The organism is Citrobacter sp. RHB25-C09 (genome assembly GCF_013836145.1).
GTDB lineage: Bacteria > Pseudomonadota > Gammaproteobacteria > Enterobacterales > Enterobacteriaceae > Citrobacter_A.
On record NZ_CP057483.1, the window covers coordinates 1410129 to 1436871 of the forward strand.

Annotated in this window: 25 protein-coding genes and 1 pseudogene; 13 read left to right on the forward strand and 13 right to left on the reverse strand. The window is 54.6% G+C overall.

The features are described 5' to 3' along the window. The first annotated feature begins 34 nt into the window (after nt 1-34). On the forward strand, nt 35-367 hold the full coding sequence (gene chiQ / locus HVY19_RS06545) for a ChiQ/YbfN family lipoprotein (protein ID WP_181683535.1): 333 nt from the start codon (nt 35-37) through the stop codon (nt 365-367). Nucleotides 368-466: 99 nt separating this feature from the next. Here the strand turns inward: chiQ and fur are convergent, their stop codons facing one another. The 4 genes from fur to ybfF form a co-directional block, all read right to left on the reverse strand. Then, nucleotides 467-913 (reverse strand): ferric iron uptake transcriptional regulator, encoded by a 447-nt coding sequence (gene fur, locus HVY19_RS06550; protein WP_181683536.1) that lies wholly within the window; start codon nt 911-913, stop codon nt 467-469. Between the two features lie 280 nt (nt 914-1193). Continuing rightward, entirely contained in the window at nt 1194-1724 is a 531-nt protein-coding gene (gene fldA / locus HVY19_RS06555) for a flavodoxin FldA (RefSeq protein WP_181683537.1), read from the reverse strand. 149 nt (nt 1725-1873) lie between these two features. Beyond that, nucleotides 1874-2167 (reverse strand): LexA regulated protein, encoded by a 294-nt coding sequence (gene ybfE, locus HVY19_RS06560; protein ID WP_181683538.1) that lies wholly within the window; start codon nt 2165-2167, stop codon nt 1874-1876. Between the two features lie 128 nt (nt 2168-2295). Further along, on the reverse strand, nt 2296-3069 hold the full coding sequence (gene ybfF / locus HVY19_RS06565; RefSeq protein ID WP_181683539.1) for an esterase: 774 nt from the start codon (nt 3067-3069) through the stop codon (nt 2296-2298). 197 nt (nt 3070-3266) lie between these two features. Here ybfF and seqA point away from each other — a divergent pair, with 197 nt between their 5' ends. Beyond that, nucleotides 3267-3812 (forward strand): replication initiation negative regulator SeqA, encoded by a 546-nt coding sequence (gene seqA / locus HVY19_RS06570; protein WP_181683540.1) that lies wholly within the window; start codon nt 3267-3269, stop codon nt 3810-3812. 23 nt (nt 3813-3835) lie between these two features. After that, the gene (gene pgm / locus HVY19_RS06575; protein WP_181683541.1) at nt 3836-5476 is read left to right on the forward strand and encodes a phosphoglucomutase (alpha-D-glucose-1,6-bisphosphate-dependent); all 1641 of its coding nucleotides are present in this window, start codon (nt 3836-3838) and stop codon (nt 5474-5476) included. A 92-nt stretch (nt 5477-5568) separates the two neighbouring features. On the opposite strand, the gene potE is transcribed toward pgm, so the two are convergent. The 9 genes and pseudogenes from potE to kdpF all read right to left on the reverse strand — a co-directional run bounded on the left by potE (nt 5569) and on the right by kdpF (nt 17498). Next, nucleotides 5569-6888, reverse strand: coding sequence for a putrescine-ornithine antiporter (potE, locus tag HVY19_RS06580; RefSeq protein ID WP_181683542.1), 1320 nt, complete (start codon nt 6886-6888; stop codon nt 5569-5571). Beyond that, nucleotides 6885-9084: pseudogene (speF, locus tag HVY19_RS06585) on the reverse strand (ornithine decarboxylase SpeF). The gene potE and the pseudogene speF overlap by 4 nt, the downstream one beginning before the upstream one ends. Nucleotides 9085-9344: 260 nt before the next feature. After that, nucleotides 9345-9449: a leader peptide SpeFL gene (speFL, locus tag HVY19_RS06590; protein WP_181683543.1), complete on the reverse strand. Its 105-nt coding sequence runs from the start codon at nt 9447-9449 to the stop codon at nt 9345-9347. A 278-nt stretch (nt 9450-9727) separates the two neighbouring features. Further along, the gene (kdpE, locus tag HVY19_RS06595; RefSeq protein ID WP_181683544.1) at nt 9728-10405 is read right to left on the reverse strand and encodes a two-component system response regulator KdpE; all 678 of its coding nucleotides are present in this window, start codon (nt 10403-10405) and stop codon (nt 9728-9730) included. Continuing rightward, nucleotides 10402-13086, reverse strand: coding sequence for a two-component system sensor histidine kinase KdpD (gene kdpD, locus HVY19_RS06600; protein WP_181683545.1), 2685 nt, complete (start codon nt 13084-13086; stop codon nt 10402-10404). The genes kdpE and kdpD overlap by 4 nt, the downstream gene beginning before the upstream one ends. Beyond that, complete coding sequence (kdpC, locus tag HVY19_RS06605; protein WP_181683546.1) at nt 13086-13652, reverse strand: potassium-transporting ATPase subunit KdpC; 567 nt, start codon at nt 13650-13652, stop codon at nt 13086-13088. Before kdpC ends, kdpD begins: the two co-directional genes overlap by 1 nt. Nucleotides 13653-13660: 8 nt before the next feature. After that, entirely contained in the window at nt 13661-15709 is a 2049-nt protein-coding gene (gene kdpB, locus HVY19_RS06610) for a potassium-transporting ATPase subunit KdpB (RefSeq protein WP_181683547.1), read from the reverse strand. A gap of 20 nt (nt 15710-15729) precedes the next feature. Continuing rightward, a complete protein-coding gene (gene kdpA, locus HVY19_RS06615) occupies nt 15730-17409 on the reverse strand; it encodes a potassium-transporting ATPase subunit KdpA (RefSeq protein ID WP_181683548.1) in 1680 nt (559 codons plus the stop codon). Further along, nucleotides 17409-17498 carry a K(+)-transporting ATPase subunit F gene (gene kdpF / locus HVY19_RS06620; protein ID WP_042285393.1) on the reverse strand — a complete coding sequence of 30 codons (90 nt, stop codon included), beginning with the start codon at nt 17496-17498 and terminating at the stop codon, nt 17409-17411. The genes kdpA and kdpF overlap by 1 nt, the downstream gene beginning before the upstream one ends. Before the next feature lie 309 nt (nt 17499-17807). Between kdpF and HVY19_RS06625 the strand changes: the two genes are divergently transcribed. From HVY19_RS06625 to HVY19_RS06670, 10 genes are all read left to right on the forward strand, one after another. Beyond that, nucleotides 17808-18014: a YbfA family protein gene (locus tag HVY19_RS06625; RefSeq protein WP_181683549.1), complete on the forward strand. Its 207-nt coding sequence runs from the start codon at nt 17808-17810 to the stop codon at nt 18012-18014. Between the two features lie 92 nt (nt 18015-18106). Beyond that, nucleotides 18107-19060, forward strand: a complete 954-nt coding sequence (locus HVY19_RS06630) for a 2-thiouracil desulfurase family protein (protein WP_181683550.1) — start codon at nt 18107-18109, stop codon at nt 19058-19060. A 21-nt stretch (nt 19061-19081) separates the two neighbouring features. Beyond that, nucleotides 19082-20509, forward strand: coding sequence for a deoxyribodipyrimidine photo-lyase (gene phrB / locus HVY19_RS06635; RefSeq protein WP_181683551.1), 1428 nt, complete (start codon nt 19082-19084; stop codon nt 20507-20509). 247 nt (nt 20510-20756) lie between these two features. Beyond that, nucleotides 20757-21704 (forward strand): Rpn family recombination-promoting nuclease/putative transposase, encoded by a 948-nt coding sequence (locus HVY19_RS06640; RefSeq protein WP_181683552.1) that lies wholly within the window; start codon nt 20757-20759, stop codon nt 21702-21704. A 159-nt stretch (nt 21705-21863) separates the two neighbouring features. After that, complete coding sequence (ybgI, locus tag HVY19_RS06645) at nt 21864-22607, forward strand: radiation resistance protein YbgI (RefSeq protein WP_181684230.1); 744 nt, start codon at nt 21864-21866, stop codon at nt 22605-22607. Nucleotides 22608-22633: 26 nt separating this feature from the next. Further along, nucleotides 22634-23290 carry a 5-oxoprolinase subunit PxpB gene (pxpB, locus tag HVY19_RS06650; RefSeq protein WP_181683553.1) on the forward strand — a complete coding sequence of 219 codons (657 nt, stop codon included), beginning with the start codon at nt 22634-22636 and terminating at the stop codon, nt 23288-23290. Further along, complete coding sequence (gene pxpC, locus HVY19_RS06655; RefSeq protein WP_181683554.1) at nt 23284-24216, forward strand: 5-oxoprolinase subunit PxpC; 933 nt, start codon at nt 23284-23286, stop codon at nt 24214-24216. The genes pxpB and pxpC overlap by 7 nt, the downstream gene beginning before the upstream one ends. Further along, nucleotides 24206-24940, forward strand: a complete 735-nt coding sequence (pxpA, locus tag HVY19_RS06660) for a 5-oxoprolinase subunit PxpA (protein ID WP_181683555.1) — start codon at nt 24206-24208, stop codon at nt 24938-24940. Before pxpC ends, pxpA begins: the two co-directional genes overlap by 11 nt. A gap of 75 nt (nt 24941-25015) precedes the next feature. Continuing rightward, nucleotides 25016-25744 (forward strand): DUF969 domain-containing protein, encoded by a 729-nt coding sequence (locus tag HVY19_RS06665; RefSeq protein WP_181683556.1) that lies wholly within the window; start codon nt 25016-25018, stop codon nt 25742-25744. Further along, nucleotides 25741-26736: a DUF979 domain-containing protein gene (locus HVY19_RS06670; protein WP_181683557.1), complete on the forward strand. Its 996-nt coding sequence runs from the start codon at nt 25741-25743 to the stop codon at nt 26734-26736. Before HVY19_RS06665 ends, HVY19_RS06670 begins: the two co-directional genes overlap by 4 nt. Nucleotides 26737-26743: the final 7 nt, after the last annotated feature.

Here is a 26743-nt window from a genome sequence, read left to right on the forward strand (position 1 = left end):
GCCTGGTGCCTGCCGCTCTGTTGAGGACTGTTCTATGAAAAAACTGTTACTCGTCGCCGCGATGGCATCCGGACTGGTGGCCTGCGCTCCTTCTACCGCACCGAAAGAAGACAGTCGTTTGAAAGAAGCGTACAGCGCCTGTATCAACACGGCGCAGGGTTCACCAGAGAAAATTGAAGCCTGCCAGAGCGTGTTAAACGTACTGAGGAAAGAGAAACAGCATCAGGCGTTTGCCAACCAGGAAAGCGTGCGCGTACTGGATTACCAGCAATGTATTCAGGCTGCGCATAGCGGAAACGGTCAGGCAGTTAACGCTGATTGCGATAAAATCTGGAATGAAATTCGTACCAAAAACAGCGCGCAGTAACGCTTACTGTTCGGCAGACAAAAGACCCGCATTTTCTGCGGGTCTTTTATTGGGCATAAAAAAACCAACCCTAAGGTTGGCTTTTATGAATACAGTGACTTATTTCGCGTTGTGCGCCTGTTCATCTTCGCGGCAATCGCCTTCGGCGCAGTGCCCGTAGAGATAGAGGCTATGGTTCGTTAAACGAATACCATGCTTTGACGCGATCTCACGTTGGCGCGCTTCGATAGAATCGTCGCTGAACTCGATCACTTTCCCACAGTCAAGGCAGATCAGGTGATCGTGATGATGTTGCTGCGTCAGTTCAAAAACGGATTTGCCGCCTTCAAAATTGTGGCGGGTTACGATACCGGCGTCATCAAACTGGTTCAGCACGCGATAAACGGTCGCCAGACCAATTTCTTCACCCATGTCGATCAGTCGTTTGTATAAATCTTCCGCACTGACGTGATGGTTTTCCGGGCCCTGAAGAACTTCCAAAATTTTCAAACGTGGAAGCGTTACTTTCAGGCCAGCCTTCTTTAATGCGGTATTGTTGTCAGTCATGCGGAATCTGTCCTGTTGCTAAACGATTCACTTCATACAAGAAGTGACAGAAATTGCACTCGAGATATTGCGATTCATTATAGGACTGCCGTGTCTAAATGAAAACCGCAAGGCTCTGGCAAATGTTAATAATAACGAGGTATTGCCTGGAAATGAGAGCGCCACCTAATAACTCCTGCATATTGTACAGGGATGGGCAAGGAAGTTACAAATTTGTAGCAATTATTTTGATTGGTTCTGTCTATTGATGCGGCGCAAACCATGTTTACGCCGCATAACATCAGGCGTTAATAATTTCGTCGAGATGCAATTCTTCGGAAATCTGTTTTACCCATTTTTCCACGCGCTCAGCGGTCAACTCCGGCTGGCGATCTTCATCAATGGCCAGACCGACAAAATGGTCGTCATCTGCCAGACCTTTAGACGCTTCGAAGTGGTAACCCGCCGTCGGCCAGTGACCCACGATGGTTGCGCCGCGCGGCTCAATGATGTCGCGAATAGTTCCTAACGCGTCGCAGAAGTATTCTGCATAATCTTCCTGGTCGCCACAGCCGAAAAGAGCCACCAGTTTGCCATTGAAATCAACTTCTTCGAGGGTCGGAAAGAAGTCATCCCAGTCGCATTGCGCTTCGCCGTAGTACCAGGTTGGGATGCCGAGCAGCAGAATGTCATACCCTTCCAGGTCTTCTTTGCTGCTTTTAGCAATGTCATGAACATCAGCAACGTCTTTACCAAGCTGTTTCTGAATCATTTTTGCGATATTTTCGGTATTCCCGGTGTCGCTGCCGAAAAAGATGCCAGTGATTGCCATGAGTGAAGTAACCTCTTGAAACTCATTGAAATGGTTGGGGCGAATTGCCCACAGATAAGGGCAATCATAGCAGAACAGTCAGGTATGCGGAAATAGCAAACGTGCAGGAGTGCACTTCATGCTACACGAAAGTGGAGGATGTGAGGTTTCTAGCCCTGAGTCTGACTGCGCAAGGCTGCCAGTTGGGACATCAGCATTTCTTCAATCAGCTCGCTGCGACTTATGTTACGGGATTCTGCCAGTTCGTTTAAGGCGTCAACGGCTTCCGCGTTGAGCTTAAGTTCGACACGCTTAAGGCCACGAACTTTGTCGCGTTTTAGCTGGTTACGCTTATTAATGCGCAGCTGTTCATCGCGCGAAAGCGGATTGGTTTTGGGTCTTCCCGGACGACGCTCGTGCGCGAACAGATCTAATGTCGTACGGTCCGTTTGTTCTTTGGCCATGATCCTGGTGATTTCGGGGGAACAATCAGTCGGGCGTCAGCCCGGATGGATAGCGCGCCATCATACATCAGCGAGTGGGGCGCGCCAACGTTCGCGCGCGTAATCGCGCACGGACGCCGAGTTTTTAATCAGTTCGCCGTGTCGTTCAGATAACGACGGATGGCGCGCAGGACAGCCTCGGGCTTTTCTGCATGTACCCAGTGACCCGCACCGGCAATCACGTGGGCTCGCGCCTGCGGAAACTGGGCGAGCAGGTCGGCGCGATACGCTTCGGTGACATAAGGGGAGTTGCCGCCGGGAATAAACAGCGCCGGGTGGTCCCAGGCCGGGATTGTCTCCCAGCCGACGATATGCGGGTATTGCTCCCACAGCACCGGAACGTTAAAGCGCCACTCGCCGTCAGCCCAGGATTTCAGCAAAAACTGAATCACCCCTTCTTCGTTAAGATGCTCGCGCATCACCACAGCCGCCTGCTGCCGGGTTTGCGCCTCCGATGCCGTTACCGCGTTGATGGCCGTGAAAATTTCATCGTGGCGGCGGACAGGGTAATCCACCGGCGCAATATCGATTGCCACTAACTTATCGACTCGCTCCGGTGCTAATGCGGTCAGCGCCATTACCGCTTTGCCACCCATTGAGTGACCAATAAAGGTGGCTTTGTCGATCTGCTGGGCATCCAGCGTATCCAGCAGATCCTGCGCCATAACCGCGTAGTTCATTTGCGGATCGCGGGGCGACAGGCCGTGGTTGCGCATGTCGACCTGAATAACATCGTGGTCGTTTACCAGGTCGCGCGCCAGGACGCCGAGATTATCCAGACTGCCAAACAGACCGTGAACCAGGACGATGGGAGAATTATTGTGCAGGTTTTGTGCAGATTGCGCTCGGATATTCAATTTCATGGCAAAGTTCTTTTTTTCGCTTCGTCGGGTTAGGGTATTATGTTGACCATTCTACAACTGGGCTGCAACCATTACGGTTTACTCCGAGTTTTACGTTCAGCCAGGTTTGACGCTATCCGCTGTCAGGATTTGCCTTTACACTGTGTTCAGATAATCCTGACGACTTGTATTCAGATAAGACACCGCACTGGATTAAGATGAAAACGATTGAAGTCGATGATGAACTCTATAGCTATATTGCCAGCCACACCAAGCATATCGGCGAGAGCGCATCCGAAATTTTACGGCGCATGTTGAAGTTTTCCGCCGCATCACAGCCTGTCGCCTCAGCGGCAAAAGAGGTTCGCGCGCAGCAACCTGTGGCTGTGGAAGCGAAACCCGTCAATCCTGTAAAGGATAAAGTGCGCGCCATGCGTGAAATGCTTCTGTCTGACGAATACGCAGAACAGAAGAGAGCGGTCAATCGCTTCATGCTGGTACTGTCTACACTTTATTCACTGGATCCGCACGCCTTTGCCGATGCAACGGAATCGTTGCATGGCAGAACGCGCGTCTATTTTGCGGCGGACGAACAGACGCTGCTGAAAAATGGTAATCAGACCAAACCGAAACACGTACCCGGTACGCCGTATTGGGTGATTACCAACACCAACACTGGCCGTAAATGCAGCATGATTGAACACATCATGCAGTCAATGCAATTCCCGACGGAATTGATTGAGAAGGTTTGCGGAACAATTTAACCCTTGCAAAGAAGGACCAGGCAATGGCAATCCACAACCGTGCAGGACAGCCTGCGCAACAAAGTGATTTGATTAACGTCGCCCAACTGACGGCGCAATATTATGTACTGAAACCAGAAGCAGGGAATGCTGAACACGCGGTGAAATTCGGTACCTCCGGACACCGTGGCAGTGCAGGTCGCCATAGCTTCAATGAACCGCATATTCTGGCGATTGCGCAGGCGATTGCCGAAGAGCGCGCGAAAAACGGCATTACCGGTCCTTGCTATGTGGGTAAAGATACTCACGCACTCTCCGAACCGGCGTTTATTTCGGTGCTGGAAGTGCTTGCGGCAAACGGGGTGGACGTGATTGTTCAGGAGAACAACGGTTTTACGCCAACGCCTGCCGTCTCAAACGCAATCCTGGTCCATAACAAAAAGGGCGGAGCGCTGGCGGATGGTATCGTCATCACCCCGTCGCATAACCCACCGGAAGATGGTGGCATTAAATACAATCCACCTAACGGCGGCCCTGCGGATACCGACGTCACTAAAGTCGTGGAAGACCGCGCGAATGCATTACTGGCAGATGGCCTGAAAGGGGTGAAACGTCTCTCTCTGGATGCGGCGCTGGCCTCCGGTCATGTTAAAGAACAGGATCTGGTGCAGCCTTTCATTGAAGGGTTGGCGGACATCGTCGATATGGCGGCGATCCAGAAAGCCGGCCTGACGCTGGGCGTGGATCCGCTGGGTGGTTCCGGTATCGAATACTGGAAGCGTATTGGTGAACATTACAAACTCAACCTGACCATCGTTAACGACCAGGTCGATCAGACTTTCCGCTTTATGCATCTCGATAAAGATGGCGCGATCCGCATGGACTGCTCCTCTGAATGTGCGATGGCTGGGCTGTTGGCGCTGCGTGATAAGTTCGATTTGGCGTTCGCAAACGACCCGGATTACGACCGTCATGGCATCGTAACCCCGGCGGGGCTGATGAACCCGAACCACTATCTGGCGGTGGCGATCAACTACCTGTTCCAGCATCGCCCGCAGTGGGGCAAAGAGGTGGCTGTCGGTAAAACGCTGGTGTCTTCGGCGATGATTGACCGCGTGGTTAACGACCTGGGCCGTAAGCTGGTAGAAGTTCCGGTTGGCTTTAAATGGTTCGTTGACGGTCTGTTTGACGGCAGCTTCGGCTTTGGTGGCGAAGAGAGCGCGGGCGCCTCTTTCCTGCGCTTCGACGGTACGCCGTGGTCTACGGACAAAGACGGGATCATCATGTGCCTGCTGGCGGCGGAAATCACCGCGGTTACCGGTAAGAACCCGCAGGAGCACTACAACGAATTGGCAGCCCGTTTCGGCGCACCAAGCTATAACCGTCTGCAGGCTGGCGCGACATCCGCGCAGAAGGCCGCGCTGTCGAAACTGTCTCCGGAAATGGTGAGCGCCAGTACGCTGGCCGGTGACCCAATCACCGCACGCCTGACCGCTGCACCGGGCAACGGCGCTTCGATTGGCGGGCTGAAGGTGATGACCGACAACGGCTGGTTTGCGGCGCGTCCGTCTGGCACGGAAGATGCGTATAAGATCTACTGTGAAAGCTTCCTCGGCGAAGAACATCGCAAGCAGATTGAGAAAGAAGCGGTTGAGATTGTCAGCGAAGTGCTGAAAAACGCATAAATTGTTGTGAAATAAAAAGGCGCCGGAAGGCGCCTTTTTTGTGGGTACGTAGGCCGGATAAGCGTAGCGCCATCCGGCCTTGTTTTGAAATATCAACCGTGCTTATTCTTCAGCTCAAAGCGTGGAGATACCAGGCCGTACAGCGTCCAGCCGAGGAAGGTCACGATAGAGCCATACAGCATCGCTTCTTCGCCGGAAGAGTAGAGCGCATAGAAGCTGTACATCGCACCAATAAACGCCACGAAGTTCGCCATCTTCGCTTTTGAAGGGGGAACGTTCGCGACGCGCTGAATAATCACCAGCGCCGCCATCGACAGAATGTACGGAATGATATTGGTCACCACGGCCAGGTTTACCAGCACGTTAGACTGACTGTTCAGCGACGGGCTGATGGTCATCAGCGACAAACCACTCTGAATCACAACGATGGTCAGCATCCCCTGTACCGGAGCATCCACTTTTGTAACGCGAGAGAAGATTTTCGGGAAGTAACCTTCGTCCGCAGAGGATTTAAACACCTGCGCAATGGTGAACTGCCAGCCCAGCAGTGAACCGCAGCAGGACATAATCATCAGCGCCATGATCACTTTACCCACTTCCGGGGTGAACATCTGCGCAAACGCCAGACCAAACGGTGCGGTAGAGTTTGCCAGATCCATGTTTGGTACAATCCCGGCAATCACGTTAGTCGAGACGATGTAGATCACCGCCGCGCCCAGCGTTCCGCCCAGTACCGCAATCGGTACATTCTTTTCTGGGTTTTCCACGACTTCGGCGTTAGCACACGCAGATTCCAGACCGAGGAATGCCCACAGCGTCATCGCAATAGATGAACCAACCGCAGTAAAGAACGGCACATGATGCGGGTTCCAGGAGTTGGCGTACAGCGTTGGGCTGAACCAGAACCAGCCGATGATGCACAGACCGACAACCGGAATGATCACGCCCCAGACGGTGATGCTACTGATCTGCCCGGTGATACGTGCGCCACCGAAGTTAGCGACCGTACAGATCCACAGCACACCAATGGTGGCGAGGCCGATTTGCACTGGGGAGAGGGTGGCACCAAAAAGCTCGGTACCGTAGCCCACCGCAGAAATCGCGATAGCGACGTTGGCAATCAGCAGCGACACCCCGTAGGTGTAGTTCGCCATAAAGTTGCCGGACTTACCGAACGCGTACTCCGCATAACCGCCCATTCCGCCAGACTTACGGCTAAACATACCGCATTTGGCAAAGGCCCAGGCCAGCGCCATCGAACCTATTGCGGTCACCAGCCAGGAGATAATCGAAATCGTACCGACTTCTGCCAGTTTGGTCGGGAGCATGATGATACCGGAGCCCATCATATTGACCATCGTCAGGATGGTGAGCTGCATCACGCCCATTTTATTGGATTTGGCCTTACTCATAATGCTTCTCCTTTCAACAGGCCGTTCTGTGCTTCACGCGGTTTAATCACGTAGCACCACACCTGTTTGCGACCGTCACGTTCTTCGATGTAAACGCCCTGCAGTTCCGGCGCAAAGCCCGGCAGCAGGTTGATCCCTTCTTCCAGCGCGCTGAAGTAACGCAGCACCGCACCGCCCCAGACTTCACCCGGAACAACACACAGCACGCCCGGCGGATAAGGCAGGGCACCTTCTGCGGCAATGCGGCCTTCGGCTTCCGGCAGCGGAACCAGATCCACTTCGCCACGCAGGTAGGCATAGTTGGCATCCTGCGGATTCATGCTGACGCGCGGGAAATGCGCTTTACGGAACATCTCTTTCTGCAACTGCTTCACGTTGTGACGGGCATACAGATTGTGCATTTCCTGGCACAGCTGACGCAGGGTGTAACCGGCGTAACGCGCTTCGTGCTGCTTATAAAGAGAAGGAAGCACATCGGCGAGCGGCGCATCGGACTCCAGCAGTTTTTCGAAGCGGACTAACAGCGCAACGAGTTGCTGCAACTTCGCCATGTCTTCCGCCGGGGTCAGCAGGAACAGGATCGAGTTGAGGTCGCATTTTTCCGGCACTACGCCGTTTTCGCGCAGGAAGTTTGCCAGAATCGTTGCCGGCACCCCGAAGGTGTCGTATTCGCCGTTACGTGCGTTGATACCCGGCGTCGTCAGCAGCAGTTTGCACGGGTCAACAAAGTACTGATGCTCCGCGTAACCTTCGAACGCATGCCAGCTTTCGCCCGGCACAAAGTGGAAGAAGCGCAGGTCGTTGGCAATTTCCGCTGTCGGATAAGAATGCCACGGTTTGCCGTCGACCATTTCCGGTACAAACGGACGGATATGGTGGCAGTTTTCGAGGATCAGCTTACGCGCGTCGATGCCGTTCGCGACGCAGTCCATCCACATATTACGACCGCTAACGCCCTCGTGCATTTTGGCGTTAATGTCCAGCGCTGCAAACAGCGGATAGAACGGGCTGGTGGACGCATGCATCATAAACGCGTTGTTCATACGTTTATGCGGAACATAGCGTGACTGTCCTTTGATATGACTGTCTTTTTTGTGGATTTGCGAGGTTTGTGAGAACCCGGCCTGCTGCTTGTGAACAGACTGCGTCACCAGAATACCCGGATCGTTTTCGTTCAGTTCCAGCAGCAGCGGAGAGCAATCCGCCATCATCGGAATAAACTGCTCGTAGCCTACCCACGCGGAGTCGAACAGGATGTAGTCGCACAAATGACCAATTTTATCCACCACCTGACGGGCGATTATAAATCGTGCCGTCGTAGGTACCTAACTGAATCACGGCCAGGCGGAAAGGACGCGCGTCGCGGGAGCGCTGCGGGGCCACTTCGCTGACCAGTTCTCGCAGGTAGCTTTCTTCAAAGCAGTGGGCGTCGATCCCGCCGATAAAGCCATACGGGTTACGCGCGGTTTCGAGGTAAACCGGTGTGGCACCCGCCTGCAATAACGCGCCGTGATGGTTTGATTTATGGTTGTTACGGTCAAACAGCACCAGATCGCCAGGGGTCAGTAGCGCATTAAGCACCACTTTGTTTGACGATGAAGTTCCGTTCAGCACAAAGTAGGTTTTATCAGCATTGAACACTTTTGCTGCGTGCTGCTGAGCGATGCACGGTGCGCCTTCGTGGATCAGCAGGTCGCCCATCGCCACGTCGGCATTACACAGGTCAGAGCGGAAAAGCGCTTCGCCAAAGTATTCAACGAACTGATTACCCGCCGGGTGACGACGGAAAAACTCGCCGCCCTGGTGACCCGGGCAGTCAAAGGCACTGTTTCCCTGATTCACATAGTCAACCAGTGCACGGAAGAACGGCGGACGCAGCTGGGTTTCATAGTGGTTGGCTGCGGTTTCTAACTGCCGACCATAGAAGGCGGTACGGGCTTCATTGCATTCGAATACGCCAGAGATACGCGGCAGGTATTCTGCCGGAACGCGCTCTTCATTTTCAGTCGCGATAAAAACAGGAATACCGTAGCCGGTCGCATCGATTTCATCGAGTTTTCCACGTTCAATATCATTGACAGACAGCACCACAGCGGCCACGTCAATAAAATTACTCTCGTCCACATTCACAATGGAACGATGGCTGGGAAAACAGTCAGGGCAGGAACGACTTACGGCAATTTTTAATTCAGACATTATTCATCTCTTTATTTCAGATAATAGCAGGCCCTCAATTTCTCAACAGAGAAATTGATAACTCCGGAATAGAAATAAAATGCGTCCCGCTGATTGAATAAATCAGTGAATAGCTTTTATTTTGGATGCAAGAAACCCCGCCTGTCCGGCTACAGGAAAATCAAGGTTTACGCAGAGAGAGCACTGAGAGATACAGGCGTTAGCCTGCGATACAGAGTGTCAGGAAGACCTGTATACTGGAGTGCCCTATAGTCAGAAGACTACCGGGCATTAAAGAAATGAAAGTCGAAGCTGTTACGGTGGGCAAACATCATAATATGCGTTGTCCGCCTAATGTGAGGCATTGTACGGATATTATTTTCCATTTTGATTACCTTTCCTTTATAAGTAGAAGGTGAGGGTATTTTATCCAGGAAAACGGCATAAACTGTGAAGGGGATCAATAAAAACCGATCATTCCAGAAATAATTAGTCGCATAAATCCTATATTTATCTATCTGCTTCTGTTTTGTTATTGATTTGTTGTTTTGTTGTGGTTATTTATTTTAATAAGAATTTACCTAGTCGCGAAATATTATTATTTTCCAAACTCAAATTAATAAAACATGAATTTAAAACTTATTTAAAAATAATGAATAATCATTCACGGCATGAATCGATAACCTATGCCGGTTTCCGTAATGAAATGGCGGGGCCGCGCGGGATCGTGCTCCAGCTTCTGGCGAAGATGCCCCATATAAATACGCAAATAGTGACTGTGTTCGACCGCATTGGGTCCCCACACCTGGCTTAACAGCTGCCGTTGGGTGAGGACTTTCCCGGCATTATTGAGCATCACCGCCAGTAGGCGAAACTCAATGGGCGTCAGATGAACGTCATTACCGTCGCGCTGAATGCGGTGCGCGGCAAGATCCACCTGCACATCAGCAAAGCGAAAAATGGGGTCGGGGGAGGCGGTCGCCGAGTGACGCCGCAGGGCCACCCGCAGACGCGCCTGCAGTTCACCAATGCCAAACGGTTTGCTCAGATAGTCATCGGCCCCTGCGTCGAGTGCGGCGATCTTATCGCTCTCTTCGCTGCGGGCAGATAGCACAATTACCGGAACCGCGCTCCACTGACGCAGGTCGCGAATAAAATCAAGACCGTCACCGTCCGGAAGACCCAGATCGAGAATAATGAGATCGGGTTTGCGCGTTGCCGCTTCCAGCAGACCGCGCTGCAGTGTGTCGGCTTCGTGTACGCGTAGCCCATCACCTTCCAGCGCGGCGCGCAGAAAGCGACGAATAGCCTGTTCATCCTCAACAATCAGAACGTTTGTCACATATCCTCATGAAAATCTTCAAGTTCAGGCGGTGCCTCTTGTACCAGTGTAACACGGAAACAGGCCCCGCCCTGAGGACGATTAGAGACGGCAATCGTTCCACCATGAACTTCCACAATCGCCCGGCAAATCGCCAGTCCTAATCCGACGCCCGGAACGGCAGACTCTTTGTTGCCTCTGGCGAACTTATCGAAGATAAGCTGCTGTTGGCCCTCGGCAATACCCGGCCCATTGTCCCAGACGTCAAGTTGCAGATGATCGCCTGCGACGTGCGCATCAATGCCGATTTCAGCCTGCGGACCAGCATACTTGATGGCATTCTCCAGCAGGTTAATCAGGACCCGTTCAAACAGCGGGCCGTCGACGTGAATGAGCGTCAGCGGTTCCGGCAGCGACAGATTGATGGGATGTGCCAGTCCAGGTTCCAGCATTTTCAGTGCGCTGCCGACCACTTCTTCCAGCGTCAGCCACTCTTTATTCAGGTTAAAACCGCCGGACTGAATCCGCGCCATATCCAGTAAATTGTTTACCAGTCGGGTGGTATTGAGCACGTGCTGGCGAATCTCGCTGGCCTGTTTCGCATGCGGAGAACCTGCGCTTGCCAGATCGAGGGTAAGGATTTCCGCCTGACCAAATAGCACCGTCAACGGCGTACGCAGGTCATGGGAAAGGGCGGCGAGCAGGGCGTTGCGTAGACTTTCACGTTCGCTTGCCAGACGCGCCAGCTCCTCGCTGGCGGTCAGGGTCAGGCGCTCCAGCGCGTTTGCGACCAGCAGGGTAAACGTTTCCAGCAGTCGCTGTTGCTCCGGGATCATTAACTGGCGCAGGTTACCCGGTTCAACGACGACCAAACCATGCGTTTTGTCCGCGCTGCGCAGGGGCAAAATTTGATACGGCACCCCGGGCAGGGTGTCGGTTCCGGCACCTGCCGGTAAGCCTTTATCAAAACTCCAGCGGGCTATGGCATCGTCCCAGGGCGTTATTCCCTGCTGGTGGGTCAGCGGAACGAGTTTGCCGTGTTCATCCGGCAACAACAACTGGCTACGGGCATGAAATGTGGAGGCGATAAACCGCTCGCTGGTGACGGCGATGTCGCGTTGACTGCGACCCATCGCCAGGGCTTTTGACATTTCATACAGATGGCGCGTGCGTTGTTCCCGATAGCGGGCGACCCGTGCCTGGTAACGCACACCTGCGGTCAGGTTCCCGACCAAAAGACCGACTGTCAGCATAACGGCAAAGGTGAGTAAATACTGCACGTCTGAGACGGCAAGCGTGCCGCGTGGGGCAATGAAAAACAGGTCAAAGCTGATCACGCTAATCACGGTGGCAAACACCGAAGGCCAGCGTCCGTAGAAAAGGGCGATCACCACCACGCCCAGCAGATACAGCATCACCAGATTAGCGGCATCAAAGGCGGCCAGCCACTCGCTGGCAATAAAGGTCGTTAACGCACAAAGAGCGACGGCAACCAGGCAACCCTGAATTTGTACCCGCCATTTGTCTTTAAACGTCCGCGTATCCGCTACAGCGGAGAGAGTGCGAACCGGTGGATCATCCAGCGCGACAACCATCAGGTCCAGTTCCGGCGCGCGTTTCGCCAGACGGTCAGCGAAAGCGTTTCGGTGCCACCAACGGCGTGTTGTGGTCCGCCCGAGCACAATCTTGCCGAGGTTATGTTCACGGGCGTAGCGAACTACGGCTTTTTCTTCGTTGGGGTCGGAAAGCGTGGCGGTTTCAGCCCCGAGTTCCTGGGCCAGGCGCAGGGCGCTGAGAATATCTCGGCGCTGCTTTTCCGGTAGGCGGTGCAGCGTGGGCGTTTCGACGTAAACAGCGTGCCAGACGATGCCCAGTCGTGACGCCAGACGCGCGGCGGTGCGCACCAGTTTTTCGCTTCCGGTATTGTGACCGATGCAGAGCAGAATCGCGTCGCGGGTGTGCCAGACCTTCTCTTCGCCGGGATGCCCTCGCCATGCGCGCATCTGATCGTCGACTCGATCGGCCGTACGGCGCAGCGCCATTTCACGCAGGGCGATTAAGTTACCCTTGCGGAAAAAATGCTCGATGGCACGTTCAGCCTGACCAGCAATATAGACTTTCCCTTCTTTCAGCCGCTGGCGCAGGTCGTCCGGCGGCAGGTCGACGAGGACCACTTCGTTGGCTGCATCGAAAAAGGGATCGGGTACGGTTTCACGTACCTGAATCCCCGTCACACCGCTCACCACGTCGTTCAGACTCTCCAGATGCTGAACGTTGACCGTGGTAAATACGTCGATGCCCGCTTCCAGTAACTCTTCAATGTCCTGCCAGCGCTTAGGGTGACGCGAGCCTGGCGCATTACTGTGCGCCAGTTCGTCCATTAAAATTAGCGCCGGACGGCGGGCGAGGGCGGCGTCCAGATCGAATTCGCTGATATGGCGCCCGTGGCGGGCATGGCGTTTCGGCGGCAGGATCGTCAGACCGTCCAGCAGGGCGGCTGTCTCTTTACGTCCATGGGTTTCCACAACCCCAATCAAAATGTCCAGCCCCTGTGCGCGCAGCCGCTGGGCTTCTGCGAGCATCGCCCAGGTTTTCCCGACGCCCGCACAGGCACCGAAGAAAATTTTTAGCTTTCCACGATGAGGGGCCGACGTTTGCTCCAGCAGGCGATCGGGGTCCGGACGTACAGGTTCATTCACCATCAGAGCTTATCCAGCGCTAAATTGAGTTCCACAAGGTTTACCACAGGCTGACCAAGAAAACTCAGCAAGGGCTTCTGCGTATATTTTGCAACCAGTTGCGTCACTTGTTCAATGGTGAGATGACGGGCGTTTGCCACGCGGGGAATTTGCCAGGCAACCGCAGCGGGCGTCAGGCTGTAATCCAGACCGCTGCCAGAGGCGGTTAACAGTTCTACCGGGATCGGACCGCTGACCTGCGGGTTGGCGGCGCGCAAAGCGGCGACACGGCTCTGGAACTGTTTCTCCAGCTCCGGATTGCTGGCTGCAAGATTACTGCCGCCAGAAGCCATTGGATTGTAGGGCATATCGGCAGTGGCGGACGGCCGCCCCTGAAAATAACCCTCGTCGGTAAAGTTCTGTCCGATAAGCGCGGAGCCGCGTACGACGCCGCCCTCAGCGATCAGTGAACCGTTAGCCTGATGCGGGAACCACCATTGCGCAAGTGCGGTGGTGAGGAGAGGGTAGACCCCACCGGTTAACAGCATCAGGAAAATCAAGGTTGAGAACAGAGGACGTAAACTACGCATTGTACACCTCACACCAGAGCCAAAAAGGTCAGCAGTAAATCAATCAATTTGATACCGATGAACGGAACAACCAGACCGCCCAGGCCGTAAATCCACAGGTTCCGACGCAGCATCGCGGAGGCCGAGAGCGGCTTATAGCTCACCCCCCGCAGCGCCAGAGGGATCAGAAAGATAATGATCAGCGCATTAAAAATTACCGCGCTCAGAATGGCGGAATCCGGCGAATGCAGACGCATAATATTCAATGCATTCAACTGCGGGTAAGTCGCGGCGAAGGCGGCCGGAATAATGGCAAAGTATTTCGCTACGTCGTTGGCGATACTGAAGGTGGTCAGCGAGCCGCGCGTCATCAGCATCTGTTTACCGATATGCACCACTTCAATGAGTTTGGTCGGGTTCGAGTCGAGATCCACCATATTGCCCGCTTCTTTTGCCGCCTGAGTACCGGAGTTCATCGCCACCGCCACATCAGCCTGAGCCAGCGCCGGGGCGTCATTGGTACCGTCACCGGTCATCGCCACTAAACGACCTTCCGCTTGATACTGGCGAATCAACGCCAGCTTGGCTTCGGGTGTCGCTTCGGCAAGAAAATCGTCCACGCCCGCCTCAGCGGCAATAGCTGCCGCTGTCAGGCGGTTATCACCCGTGATCATCACCGTTTTGATGCCCATCTTGCGCAACTGGGCAAAGCGCTCCTTAATGCCGCCTTTAACGATATCTTTGAGGGCAATCACCCCCAGCACACGGGCGCCTTCCACCACGACCAGCGGTGTTGCGCCAAGCCGGGCAACGTTATCCACTTTCTGCTCGACATCTGCCGGAAACTGCCCACCGTTCGCTTCAACGTGGCGGCGAATGGCATCGACGGAACCTTTGCGGATCATCCGGTTATCGATGTTAATGCCGCTCATCCGGCTTTGAGCCGTGAAGGGGACGAAGGTCGCATGCAGTGCCTGAACATCGCGTTCGCGCAGATTAAAGCGCTGCTTGGCAAGGATGACGATGCTGCGACCTTCCGGCGTCTCATCTGCCAGTGAGGACAACTGCGCGGCGTCGGCCAGCGTTTTTTCATCTACCCCTTGGGCAGGAAGAAACTCAGAAGCCTGACGGTTGCCGAGCGTGATGGTGCCAGTTTTATCGAGCAGCAACACGTCAACATCGCCTGCGGCTTCCACTGCGCGACCGCTGGTCGCGATGACGTTTGCGCCAAGCATACGGCTCATCCCGGCAACGCCAATCGCCGACAGTAATCCGCCGATCGTGGTCGGGATCAGGCAGACCAACAGAGCAACCAGTACCGTAACGCTGACCGCATGACCTCCCCAGGCGGAAAACGGCCACAGTGTCGCGGTCGCCAGCAAGAAGACAATCGTCAGGGCAATCAGCAGGATGGTCAGGGCAATTTCATTTGGCGTTTTGCGACGCTGCGCGCCTTCGACCATTGCGATCATTCGGTCAAGGAAGGTTTCTCCTGGGTTGACGCTACAGACGATCACCAGCCAGTCGGAGAGAATGCGCGTCCCGCCGGTCACCGAGGCGAAATCGCCACCGGATTCACGGATCACCGGAGCTGACTCACCGGTAATGGCGCTTTCATCGACCGATGCGCCACCTTCAATCACTTCGCCGTCGCAGGGAATAATATCGCCTGCTTCGACCAGCACGACATCGCCTTTACGCAGTTCATCGGCAGGAACGTGATCCATCTTCGCACCATACTTTGCTTCGCGCAGTTTGCGGGCAAAAGCGGTTTTCTTCACCCCTTTGAGGCTGTTGGCTTGCGCTTTACTCCGCCCCTCGGCCAGCGCTTCGGCAAAGTTGGCAAACAGAACGGTGATCCACAGCCACAGGCTGATCGCCCCGGTAAACAGGGCGCTGCCGGTCATCTGCCCGGTCGCCATCGCAATGGCGATAAGCGTAGTCAGCAGACTGCCGATCCAGACGATGAACATCACCGGATTGCGCCACTGGGTATGTGGGCTTAATTTTTTCACAGCATCCATGAGCGCCCGAGCGACCAGAGACGGCTCGAACAGCGCCAGTTGTTTGCGACTCATAACATTCAACTCCACTTCGCTCAGCGTAAGGAAAGGTGTTCAGCAACTGGGCCAAGCGCCAGTGCAGGAATAAAGGTCAGGGCGCCCACTAACAGCACCGTGCCGATCAACAGTCCGATAAACAGCGCGCCGTGGGTAGACAGGGTACCGGGACTGGCGGGCTGACGCTGTTTGGACACCAGCGATCCGGCAATGGCCATCACCGGGATGATGACCCCAAAACGGCCGATAAACATGCAAAAGGCCAGCAGGCAGTTCCAGAACGGCGTATTGGCGCTGAGGCCGCCAAAGGCGCTGCCGTTGTTGTTGGCGGCAGAGGAGACGGCATACAACACTTCGCTAAACCCATGTGGACCAGGATTGAGCATCGCGCTGCGTCCCGCATCGGTCATCATGGCGAGTGCCGTGCCGAGCAGGACCAGGGTAGGGGTGACCAGGATCGCCAGCGCGGTCATTTTCATTTCGCGCACGTCGATTTTTTTCCCCAGATATTCCGGGGTGCGGCCGATCATCAGTCCGGCGATAAATACCGCCAGCAGCACGAACAGCAGCATCCCGTAGAGGCCGGAGCCGACGCCGCCGAACACCACTTCACCGATCTGCATCAGCCACATGGGCACCATGCCACCGAGCGCGGTAAAAGAGTCGTGCATCGCAATGACCGCGCCGCATGAGGCCGCCGTCGTGACGACCGCAAACAGGCTGCTGACCAGCACGCCAAAACGGCTCTCTTTGCCTTCCATGTTGAGGCTGGAATCCGCGCCCAGCGGCAGCAGGTGCGGATTGCCCTGGACTTCAGCCCACATCACCACCGCCACGCAGACGATAAAAATCAGCGACATTGCCCATAGCAGCATTCTTCCCTGGCGGCGATCGCCCACCGCGTCGCCAAAGGCAAAACAGAGCGCGGCAGGGATCAAAAAGATCGCCAGCATCTGCACCATATTGGTCAGTGCAGTCGGGTTCTCAAACGGGTGCGCGGAGTTGGCGTTAAAGAAGCCTCCACCGTTGGTACCCAACATTTTGATGGCTTCCTGCGAAGCAACAGGCCCCATGGGTATCAGTTGATGCACACCTTCAAGCGTGGTCACCGGCTGGTACGCCAGGAGGTTTTGCAGGCTGCCTTGCTGCACAAAAAACAGGGCTATGACGAGCGCGATCGGCGCCAGAATCCATAGCGTAATTCGCACCAGATCGACCCACGCATTACCGAGCGTGCTCATACTCTGGCGCGTAAAAGCGCGGATCAGCGCAAACACGACGGCAATACCGGTGGCGGCAGACAAGAAGTTTTGTACGGCAAGGCCTGCCATCTGGCTGAAGTAGCTTACGGTGGTTTCCCCGCTGTAAGACTGCCAGTTGGTGTTGGCAACAAAGCTGACCGCCGTGTTGAGCGCCAGATGCCAGGAGAGGCCCGGCAACTGCTGCGGATTGAGCGGGAGCACGTTTTGGCACAGTAACATGACAAACAGCACCGCCAGCCCCAGCACATTCAGGGCAAGGATCGCCAGCAGGTATTGCAGCCAGTTCATCTCGTGCATTGAGATCCCCAGCGCTCGCCACAGCAGGCGCTCAACGCCTGCGGTAGCGGGTAACGGCGTGTTGTTGATAAACCGCGTCAGGCCCGCACTTAAGGGTTTGGCGAGGATAAATAAAATCAGCAAAAAGCTGGCAATGAGTAAAAATCCCTGCGCGGCCATCAGAATGCCTCCGCATTGATCAAGGCATACACCAGGTAACCTAATAATAAGAAAATCAGCACGATGCCGATTATCACGCCTGCACTCACGGTGAACCTCCAGTGGCATAAAGGTGATAATCAGAGCGTAAACAGGCGCCTGCAAAAATTTTGCAAAAATCGCCGAAGGGGATGTAAAAAAAGTATAAAAATAGCAAAGACCATTACTTAACTAATGATTAGTATTAATTTAACTTTTTTGTAACTTAATTACGGGATGAATGTAAATAAAGCTTAAATAGACAAAAATAAGTGGTCGGATGAGTAGAAAAATTACATACAACGCGGTACTATTTTCCTCAGTTAACCAAATTCATTTTACCGGTGCCTTTCACCGAACAAACTAAAGGGGAGAATGCGATGGATCTTTATAAAGAATATCCTGCACATATCATTTTGTTGCGTCGTACTTTCGCCGTCGTGGCTGGAGTGCTGGCGCTGCCGGTCATGTTGTTCTGGAAAGACCGCGCTCGTTTCTACAGCTATTTACACCGTGTCTGGTCAAAAACCAGCGATAAACCGGTGTGGATGGAGCAGGCTGAAAAAGCCACCTGCGATTTCTATTAAGAGAATAGAATTTATAAAAACCGCCTACAGGAATGTGGCGGTTTTTTTGTCTCTTATGTCTACACTTATTCAAAAATGGAATAGGAGTTGTCATGAGCGAGAAAATCCCTGTTGGCATCAGTGCTTGTTTGTTAGGGGAGGCGGTTCGCTTTGACGGTGGACATAAACGCCTGACCTTTGCGGTAGAAGAGCTGTCGCCGTGGGTCCAGTTTGAACCGGTCTGCCCGGAAATGGCGATTGGGTTACCGGTGCCACGTCCTGCGCTGCGTCTGGTGAAAACGGATGGTCAGATAGCGCTACGTTTTAGCGATAAGCGCGAAGGCGACCTGACGCAAGCGATGACGGACTTTAGCGATCGATGCGTTAGTCGCTTCGAACACCTCTGCGGTTATATCGTCTGTGCAAAATCCCCCAGTTGCGGCATGGAGCGCGTGCGTGTGTATGATGCGGAAAGGAAAAACAACCGTAAATCCGGGCGGGGCATTTATACCTCAGTGTTGATGGCGCGTTATCCGTGGCTTCCCGTCGAAGAGGATGGCCGGCTCCACGATCCGCAAATTCGGGAAAATTTTGTTGAACGGATCTATGCCCTGCATGAACTTAACGGGATCCGCCAGCAAGGTCTGACGCGCGGCGCGCTGATTGACTATCACAGCCGTTACAAGCTGCTGCTGTTAGCCCATTCTCAACCTGAATACCGCACGCTGGGGCGCTTTGTCGCCCTCATCCATGAATGGGAAAGTCTCGATGCGTTTTTCGTTGAATACCGTCAACGCCTGATGCAGCTTATGTCACATCATGCGACGCGACGTAACCACACCAATGTCCTCATGCATATTCAGGGCTATTTCCGTAAACAACTCAACGCCCGGCAACGGCAAGAGTTAACGACCCTTATCGATGGCTACCGGCGCGCCACGCAACCGTTGCTTGCGCCTGTCACGCTCCTCAAACACTATATGGCGGAATATCCGGATGCGTATCTCTCCGGGCAACGCTATTTTGATCCCTGGCCGGAAGCCCTTCGTCTGCGCTACGGGAGTTGAGTTCTGTTATTCGGGAGTGTTATGTCCACCCATCTGGTTTGGTTTCGCTGCGATTTGCGTCTGCATGATAACCTGGCTCTTGCTGCCGCCTGCCGGAACCGCGACGCGCGCGTTCTGGCGTTATTTATCTCCACGCCGGAACAGTGGGCGAAGCACACGATGTCACCGCGTCAAGCCGCCTTTCTTCGGGCCCAGTTAAATGCCTTACAACACGCGCTGGCGGAAAAAGGCATTCCGCTGCTGTTTGAGGAGGTTGATGACTTCGCGGCGTCGATCAAAACGGTGAAAGCGGTGTGCGAAAAACAGAACGTGAGCCATCTTTTTTACAACTATCAGTATGAAGTCAATGAGCGCGCACGGGATCTGGCGGTGGAAAGAACGCTTGAAAATGTGGTGTGTGAAGGTTTCGACGACAGTGTGATTTTGCCGCCGGGTTCAGTGATGACCGGAAATCACGAGATGTACAAAGTTTTTACGCCGTTCAAAAATGCGTGGCTGAAGCGACTGAAAGAGGGGATGCCGGAGTGCCTCGCCGCACCGAAACCGCGTGAGAATGCAGGCATGCCGCTCTCTTTACCGGAGATTGTGTTTCATTATCCTTGTCAGGAATTTGATGCCTCCCTGTTCCCCGTCGAAGAAAAAAGCGTGATTGCCCGACTGCGTCAGTTTTGCCAACAGGGGGCGGGCGAATATGAGCAGCAGCGCGACTTCCCCGCCGTTGAAGGAACCAGCCGTTTATCGGCCAGCCTGGCGACGGGAGGGATTTCACCACGCCAGTGTTTGCATCGTCTGCTCGCGGAGCAACCGCTGGCGCTGGACGGCGGCCCAGGCAGCGTCTGGCTGAATGAACTGATCTGGCGAGAATTTTACCGCCATCTGATGACCTACCACCCAGGGCTTTGCAAACACCGGCCATTTATTCGTTGGACCGAACGCGTGCGCTGGGACGATAGTGCGGCGAATTTACAGGCATGGCAGGAGGGGAAAACGGGCTATCCCATCGTGGATGCGGCGATGCGTCAGCTAAATGCGACTGGCTGGATGCATAACCGTCTGCGGATGATTACGGCCAGCTTTTTAGTGAAAGATCTCCTCATCGACTGGCGCAAAGGTGAACGCTATTTTATGTCGCAACTGATTGATGGCGATCTTGCTGCCAACAACGGTGGCTGGCAGTGGGCGGCCTCAACAGGAACGGACGCTGCGCCCTATTTCCGCATCTTTAATCCCACGACGCAGGGGGAAAAATTCGACCGCGACGGTGAGTTTATTCGTCAGTGGCTTCCTGAACTGCGCGATATTCCCGGCAAAGCCATTCACCAGCCGTGGAAATGGGCGCATAAAGAGGGCGTGGAGCTTGACTACCCGCAGCCGATAGTCGATCACGCGCAGGCAAGACTCGCTACCCTTGCTGCCTATGAGGCGGCGCGTAAAGGGGATGTCACATAGCCTGGTGCGAAATGCCGGATGTCGACGCGTTGCGTCTTATCCGGCCTACGGATAGGGGTAGGCACGGCTCGCCCTTTAGACGGCACCGGGCATTTTGCGAACCATTTTCCAGCATAATGTAACTATTGCATCCCCCGCGAATTCTCCTCTGAAACACTCTCGCATTGTTGATTTGTTATGAATGCACAAAACGCGGTCCAGTGCGTAAAGTCTCGGCATCTAATTTCGCTGACGACGGACCGCCATCATGACATCAACCACTTCAACGCCGCATGATGCAGTGTTTAAGCACTTTTTAAGTTACCCTGAAACTGCTCGCGACTTTCTGGATATTCATTTACCTGCGACGCTACGGGGAATATGTGACCTGAGCACCCTTAAGCTGGAATCGGGGAGCTTTATTGAGGACAACTTACGCTCCCGCTATTCCGATGTGCTCTGGTCACTGAATACAAAGGAAGGCGATGGCTATATTTATGTCGTTATTGAGCACCAAAGCACGGCTGACGCGCATATGGCGTTTCGCTTGATGCGCTACGCGATGGCTGCGATGCAACGGCACCTGGATGCCGGACACAAAATGTTGCCGCTGGTGATCCCTATGCTGTTTTATCATGGCACTCGCAGCCCCTATCCGTTTTCTCTTTGTTGGCTGGATGAATTCAACGACCCGGTTACAGCACGCCAGCTTTACGCCTCGGCATTCCCGTTGGTGGATATCACGGTGGTACCGGACGATGAGATCGTTCAACATCGACGCATCGCGCTGCTGGAGCTTATGCAAAAACATATTCGCCAGCGGGATCTGATGGGGCTGGTGGAACAGCTGACTGCCGTGTTACTTACGGGATGCGCTAATGACAGACAATTGCAGGTGATGTTTAATTACATTTTGCAGTCCGGTGATGACGTGCGCTTTAACGAATTTTTGCGCGAGATAACGCGACGAATACCCCAACATAAGGAGAAGTTGATGACAATCGCGGAACGATTACGACAGGAAGGGCATAGCCAGGGGTTACAGGAAGGATTAGAGCAAGGATTACAACAAGGATTACAACAGGGTAAACAAGAAGGGCAGCACGAGGCGGCGCTGCGTATTGCTCAAACCATGCAAGCGCAGGGAATCGATCGCGCGATGATCGCTCTGGTGACGGGACTCAGCGAGGAAGAGTTGTTAGCGCCACATCACTAAGCTAAGCGTGCTGGCCAGACGCGATAACAAAGGTGCCAGCACGAACCCCACACGCCTGCCAATGTCTTCATTCATCTGAAATCCACTCGACTATCGACGAACCGGGATCATGACGCTATTTTAACGTAGTGCCAACATAAACGAGACAAGGGATCGATGATGAAAAACACCGAACTGGAACAACTGATCAACGAGAAGCTGAACAGCGCCGCGATTAGCGACTATGCGCCCAATGGCTTGCAGGTTGAAGGCAAAGAGACGGTGCAAAAAATCGTGACCGGCGTGACTGCCTGCCAGGCGCTGCTGGACGAGGCCGTTCGTTTGCAGGCAGATGCGGTCATTGTGCATCATGGCTATTTCTGGAAGGGGGAATCCCCGGTCATCCGCGGGATGAAGCGTCAGCGTCTGAAAACGTTGTTGGCCAATGATATTAACCTCTACGGCTGGCACCTGCCGCTGGACGCGCACCCGCAGTTGGGTAATAACGCGCAACTTGCTGCTCTGTTGGGCATTACCATGATGGGCGAAATTGAGCCTCTGGTTCCCTGGGGAGAACTGGCGATGCCAGTACCGGGGCTGGAACTGGCGTCGTGGATCGAAGCGCGTCTGGGGCGCAAACCGCTGTGGTGCGGCGATACGGGCCCTGACACCGTCAAGCGCGTGGCCTGGTGTACCGGCGGTGGTCAAAGCTTTATCGACAGCGCCGCCCAATTTGGCGTAGATGCTTTTATTACAGGTGAAGTTTCCGAACAAACGATTCATTCCGCCCGTGAGCAGGAATTACATTTTTACGCCGCCGGTCACCATGCCACCGAGCGCGGCGGCATTCGCGCATTAAGCGAATGGCTGAATGAAAACACCGATTTAGACGTGACCTTTATTGATATTCCAAACCCTGCATGAGCCAGACTGAATATAGAGGAAGACAAGTGCAACGAGCGCGTTGTTATCTGTTAGGTGAAACGGCGGTGGTGCTGGAGCTTGACCCCCCCGTAACGCTGGCAAGCCAGAAACGCATCTGGCGGCTGACGCAGCGTCTGGTCGACATGCCGAATGTGGTAGAGGCCATTCCAGGAATGAACAATATCACGGTGATCCTCCGCGAGCCGCAAGCGCTGGCGCTGGATGCTATTGAACGCTTGCAGCGCTGGTGGGAAGAGAGTGAAGCGTTTGAGCCTGACTCGCGCGCTATCGAAATCCCGGTGGTCTACGGTGGCAAAGGGGGACCCGATCTGCAAGAGGTTGCCCGCCACAGCGGCCTGAGCGAAAGGCAGGTGGTTGAACTGCATTCATCGGTCGATTACGTGGTCTGGTTTTTAGGTTTTCAGCCAGGTTTTCCCTACCTTGGCAGCTTGCCTGAACAGCTGCATACACCCAGACGTGCGGAGCCGCGTCTGTTAGTTCCCGCCGGTTCCGTCGGCATTGGCGGACCGCAAACCGGTATCTATCCGCTGGCAACGCCGGGAGGCTGGCAGTTAATCGGACATACCCCGCAGAAACTCTTTGACCCCACACACGAAGAACCCGTCTTGTTGCGCCCGGGCGATAGCGTTCGCTTTATCCCGCAGAAGGAGGGGGTATGTTAAAGATTATTCGCGCGGGCATGTATACCAGTGTCCAGGATGGCGGTCGTCACGGTTTTCGTCAGTCAGGCGTCAGCCACTGCGGGGCGCTGGATAAACCCGCGATGCAAATTGCCAACCTGCTGGTGGGAAATGATGCTAATGCGCCAGTGCTGGAAATCACGCTCGGGCAGGCGGTTATCGAATTTGAACGCGACGGCTGGTTCGCCCTGACGGGGGCAAGCTGTGAAGCTCAACTGGATGGGCATCTGGTCTGGACAGGCTGGCGACTGCCGATGAAAGCGGGGCAGCGTCTGACGCTCAAACGTCCGCAACATGGGATGCGCAGTTACCTCGCCGTGGCTGGCGCCATTGATGTGCCGGAAGTAATGGGCTCATGCAGCACCGATCTGAAAGTCGGCATTGGTGGGCTGGAAGGTCGGTTGCTTAAGGATGGCGATCGCCTGAATATAGGCCAACCGCAGCGCCAGTTTCTCGGTGCACAAGGCGTAAAACAGTTATTGTGGGGGAATCGTATCCGGGCGCTGCCGGGGCCGGAATACCACGAGTTTGATACGGTATCGCAGGACGCTTTCTGGCGCTCGCCGTGGCATCTCAGTCCGCAAAGTAACCGGATGGGCTACCGTTTACAAGGGCTGTCACTGAAGCGGACGACAGACCGCGAACTGGTGTCGCACGGTCTGTTGCCAGGCGTGATTCAGGTGCCGCACAACGGTCAGCCAATAGTATTAATGAACGATGCCCAGACCACCGGCGGCTACCCGCGAATCGCCTGCATCATCGAGGCGGATATGTACCATCTGGCGCAGATCCCGCTCGGTCAACCCATCCACTTTGTTCAATGTTCGCTGGAGGAAGCGCTGAAGGCGCGCCAGGACCAACGGCGCTATCTGGAACAACTCACATGGCGACTCAACGATGAAAATTGATCTGAATGCGGACCTCGGAGAAGGGTGCGCAAGTGATGCCGAGCTGTTAAAACTGGTGACTTCGGCCAATATCGCCTGCGGATTTCATGCGGGCGATGCGCAAACCATGTTGGCGAGCGTACGTGAAGCGCTGAAGAATGGTGTCGCTATTGGCGCGCACCCGAGTTTTCCGGATCGGGATAATTTTGGCCGCACGGCAATGACTTTACCGCCTGAGACGGTTTACGCCCAAACGCTGTATCAAATTGGCGCGCTGGCGGCGATCGCCAAAGCGGAAGGGGGCGTCATGCGTCACGTTAAACCACACGGTATGTTGTACAACCAGGCTGCGAAAGATCCACAACTGGCTGATGCCATTGCGAAGGCGGTTCATGCCTGCGATCCGCATCTGATTCTGGTGGGGCTGGCTGGAAGTGAACTTATTCGCGCCGGGGAACATTATGGCCTCAGCACACGACAGGAAGTGTTTGCCGATCGTGGATATCTGGCTGATGGCAGTCTTGTTCCACGTAACCAGCCAGGGGCAATGATTGAAGATGAAGAACAGTCACTGGCACAGACGCTGGGGATGGTCGAAACGGGACGGGTTAAAAGTCTCTCCGGTGAGTGGGCCAGCGTTGTGGCCCAGACGGTCTGTCTTCACGGCGACGGCGAGCACGCACTCGCCTTCGCCCGTCGCTTACGCGCGGCCTTTGCCGAACGCAATATCGCAATAGTTGCATAAGAGAACTGACGCAGCCTCCAGAGAGGGGCTGCGCGTATAAAACACCACAACGAAACAACACATAAAGGAATGAGTATGGGAGATGCAATTACTCTCTGGCCACTGATGGGCATCGCCGTCATTGTGGTTGGTTTTGTTTTACGCTTTAACCCGGTGCTGGTGGTTATTGTCGCCGGGATCGTCACCGGACTCGCTGCGCAGATGCCGATCGCCACGATCCTCGAAAAGCTGGGCGAAGGTTTTCTCAACACTCGCAACCTGCCGTTTATCCTGCTGATCCCGCTGGCGGTTATCGGCCTACTGGAGCGGCATGGTCTGAAGGAACGCGCCCAGACGTGGATTGCTAAAATTCGCAGCGCTACCTCGGGTCGCCTGCTGATTGTCTATCTTTTCATTCGTGAAGCCACTGCTGCGCTCGGGCTAACCAGTCTGGGCGGGCATCCGCAGATGGTTCGTCCGCTTTTAGCGCCAATGGCTGAAGGGGCCGCCGAGAAACAATACGGCGAATTACCCGGCGCGGTGCGATACCGTCTGCGGGCGATGTCTGCAGCAACCGACAACGTGGGACTCTTCTTTGGTGAAGATATTTTCGTTGCGTTCGGGGCGATTATCTTTATGCACAACTTTATGCTGGAGTCGAGCGGTATCCAGACCGAGCCGTTGCACATAGCCATGTGGGGGATCCCCACAGCCATTTGCGCCTTCCTGATCCACGGTACACGCCTGTGGCGTCTGGACAACTATCTGCAACGCGAAATGAGCAAAGCTGGTGTCACTGTTGGCCCTAAAGGAGAAGCGCAATGAATTTTCAGCAAAGCTATCTCTACTGGCTGGCGGGCATTATTTTGCTGATTGTTGCCATTATGTCCTGGCGCGATAAAGCCAACCCGCGTCGGCTGACGACCGGACTGTTCTGGGGCGTGTACGGCCTGTTGTTTCTGCTCGGTGACTGGACGTATCAGCTGGCCGGCGATAAACATGCGGTGAATATTGCCGTCGGCGTCGCGGTGGTGTTGATGGCGCTGATCGCCGGTTTCGGCGGCGTGAAGTTAGGCAGCTACCACCAGCGCACGCAGCAGCAGCGCGAAGAAAGCGCCACCCGTCTGGGGAATCGGTTGTTTTTCCCGGCGCTGGCGATCCCGGTGGTGACGGTAATTGGCGTGCTGATGTTTAACCATATTCCGGGCTTACAGACCGCACTGTTTGGACCGGGCAATCACGCCACGCTTGTCACATTATTTTCTATGACTGCCGGTTCGCTGATCGGCCTGGGAATGGCGATAAAGATGACGCATGAGAAGGTTCATCAGCCGATCCAGGAAGCGCGTCGCTTACTCGATTCGATCGGTTGGGCGTTTATTCTGCCGCAGATCCTCGCCACGCTTGGTCTGCTGTTTACCGCTGCGGGCGTAGGCAGTGGTATTTCGTATCTCACCCAGGAATACCTCGCCGTAGACAGTCGCTTTATCGCGGTGGCGGTGTACACCATTGGTATGGCGCTGCTGACGATGGTGATGGGCAATGCGTTTGCTGCCTTCCCGATCGTAACGGCCGGCATTGGTATTCCGATTCTGGTGCTCCAGCATGGCGGGAACCCGGCGGTGATGGCGGCAATCGGGATGTTCTCTGGTTACTGCGGAACACTGATGACGCCAATGGCGGCTAACTTTAACATCGTACCCGCCGCGCTATTGGAACTGCCGGATAAAAACGCGGTGATCAAAGCCCAGGTGCCGACCGGCGTGCTGTTGCTGCTGGTCAACGTGTTCCTGATGTATTTCCTGATGTTCCTGTAAGGAGGAA

Bases quoted from the DNA above. Each gene is read 5' to 3' on its own strand.
- kdpB (WP_181683547.1), bottom strand. From the start codon at position 15,709: ATGAGTCGCAAACAACTGGCGCTGTTCGAGCCGTCTCTGGTCGCTCGG.
- HVY19_RS06630 (WP_181683550.1), top strand. From the start codon at position 18,107: ATGAGCGAGAAAATCCCTGTTGGCATCAGTGCTTGTTTGTTAGGGGAG.
- fldA (WP_181683537.1), bottom strand. From the start codon at position 1,724: ATGGCAATCACTGGCATCTTTTTCGGCAGCGACACCGGGAATACCGAA.
- kdpA (WP_181683548.1), bottom strand. From the start codon at position 17,409: ATGGCCGCGCAGGGATTTTTACTCATTGCCAGCTTTTTGCTGATTTTA.
- ybfE (WP_181683538.1), bottom strand. From the start codon at position 2,167: ATGGCCAAAGAACAAACGGACCGTACGACATTAGATCTGTTCGCGCAC.
- chiQ (WP_181683535.1), top strand. From the start codon at position 35: ATGAAAAAACTGTTACTCGTCGCCGCGATGGCATCCGGACTGGTGGCC.
- speFL (WP_181683543.1), bottom strand. From the start codon at position 9,449: ATGGAAAATAATATCCGTACAATGCCTCACATTAGGCGGACAACGCAT.
- potE (WP_181683542.1), bottom strand. From the start codon at position 6,888: ATGAGTAAGGCCAAATCCAATAAAATGGGCGTGATGCAGCTCACCATC.
- pgm (WP_181683541.1), top strand. From the start codon at position 3,836: ATGGCAATCCACAACCGTGCAGGACAGCCTGCGCAACAAAGTGATTTG.
- HVY19_RS06640 (WP_181683552.1), top strand. From the start codon at position 20,757: ATGACATCAACCACTTCAACGCCGCATGATGCAGTGTTTAAGCACTTT.
- ybfF (WP_181683539.1), bottom strand. From the start codon at position 3,069: ATGAAATTGAATATCCGAGCGCAATCTGCACAAAACCTGCACAATAAT.
- seqA (WP_181683540.1), top strand. From the start codon at position 3,267: ATGAAAACGATTGAAGTCGATGATGAACTCTATAGCTATATTGCCAGC.
- kdpD (WP_181683545.1), bottom strand. From the start codon at position 13,086: ATGGTGAATGAACCTGTACGTCCGGACCCCGATCGCCTGCTGGAGCAA.
- HVY19_RS06665 (WP_181683556.1), top strand. From the start codon at position 25,016: ATGGGAGATGCAATTACTCTCTGGCCACTGATGGGCATCGCCGTCATT.
- fur (WP_181683536.1), bottom strand. From the start codon at position 913: ATGACTGACAACAATACCGCATTAAAGAAGGCTGGCCTGAAAGTAACG.
- ybgI (WP_181684230.1), top strand. From the start codon at position 21,864: ATGAAAAACACCGAACTGGAACAACTGATCAACGAGAAGCTGAACAGC.
- HVY19_RS06625 (WP_181683549.1), top strand. From the start codon at position 17,808: ATGGATCTTTATAAAGAATATCCTGCACATATCATTTTGTTGCGTCGT.
- phrB (WP_181683551.1), top strand. From the start codon at position 19,082: ATGTCCACCCATCTGGTTTGGTTTCGCTGCGATTTGCGTCTGCATGAT.
- kdpC (WP_181683546.1), bottom strand. From the start codon at position 13,652: ATGCGTAGTTTACGTCCTCTGTTCTCAACCTTGATTTTCCTGATGCTG.
- HVY19_RS06670 (WP_181683557.1), top strand. From the start codon at position 25,741: ATGAATTTTCAGCAAAGCTATCTCTACTGGCTGGCGGGCATTATTTTG.
- pxpA (WP_181683555.1), top strand. From the start codon at position 24,206: ATGAAAATTGATCTGAATGCGGACCTCGGAGAAGGGTGCGCAAGTGAT.
- pxpC (WP_181683554.1), top strand. From the start codon at position 23,284: ATGTTAAAGATTATTCGCGCGGGCATGTATACCAGTGTCCAGGATGGC.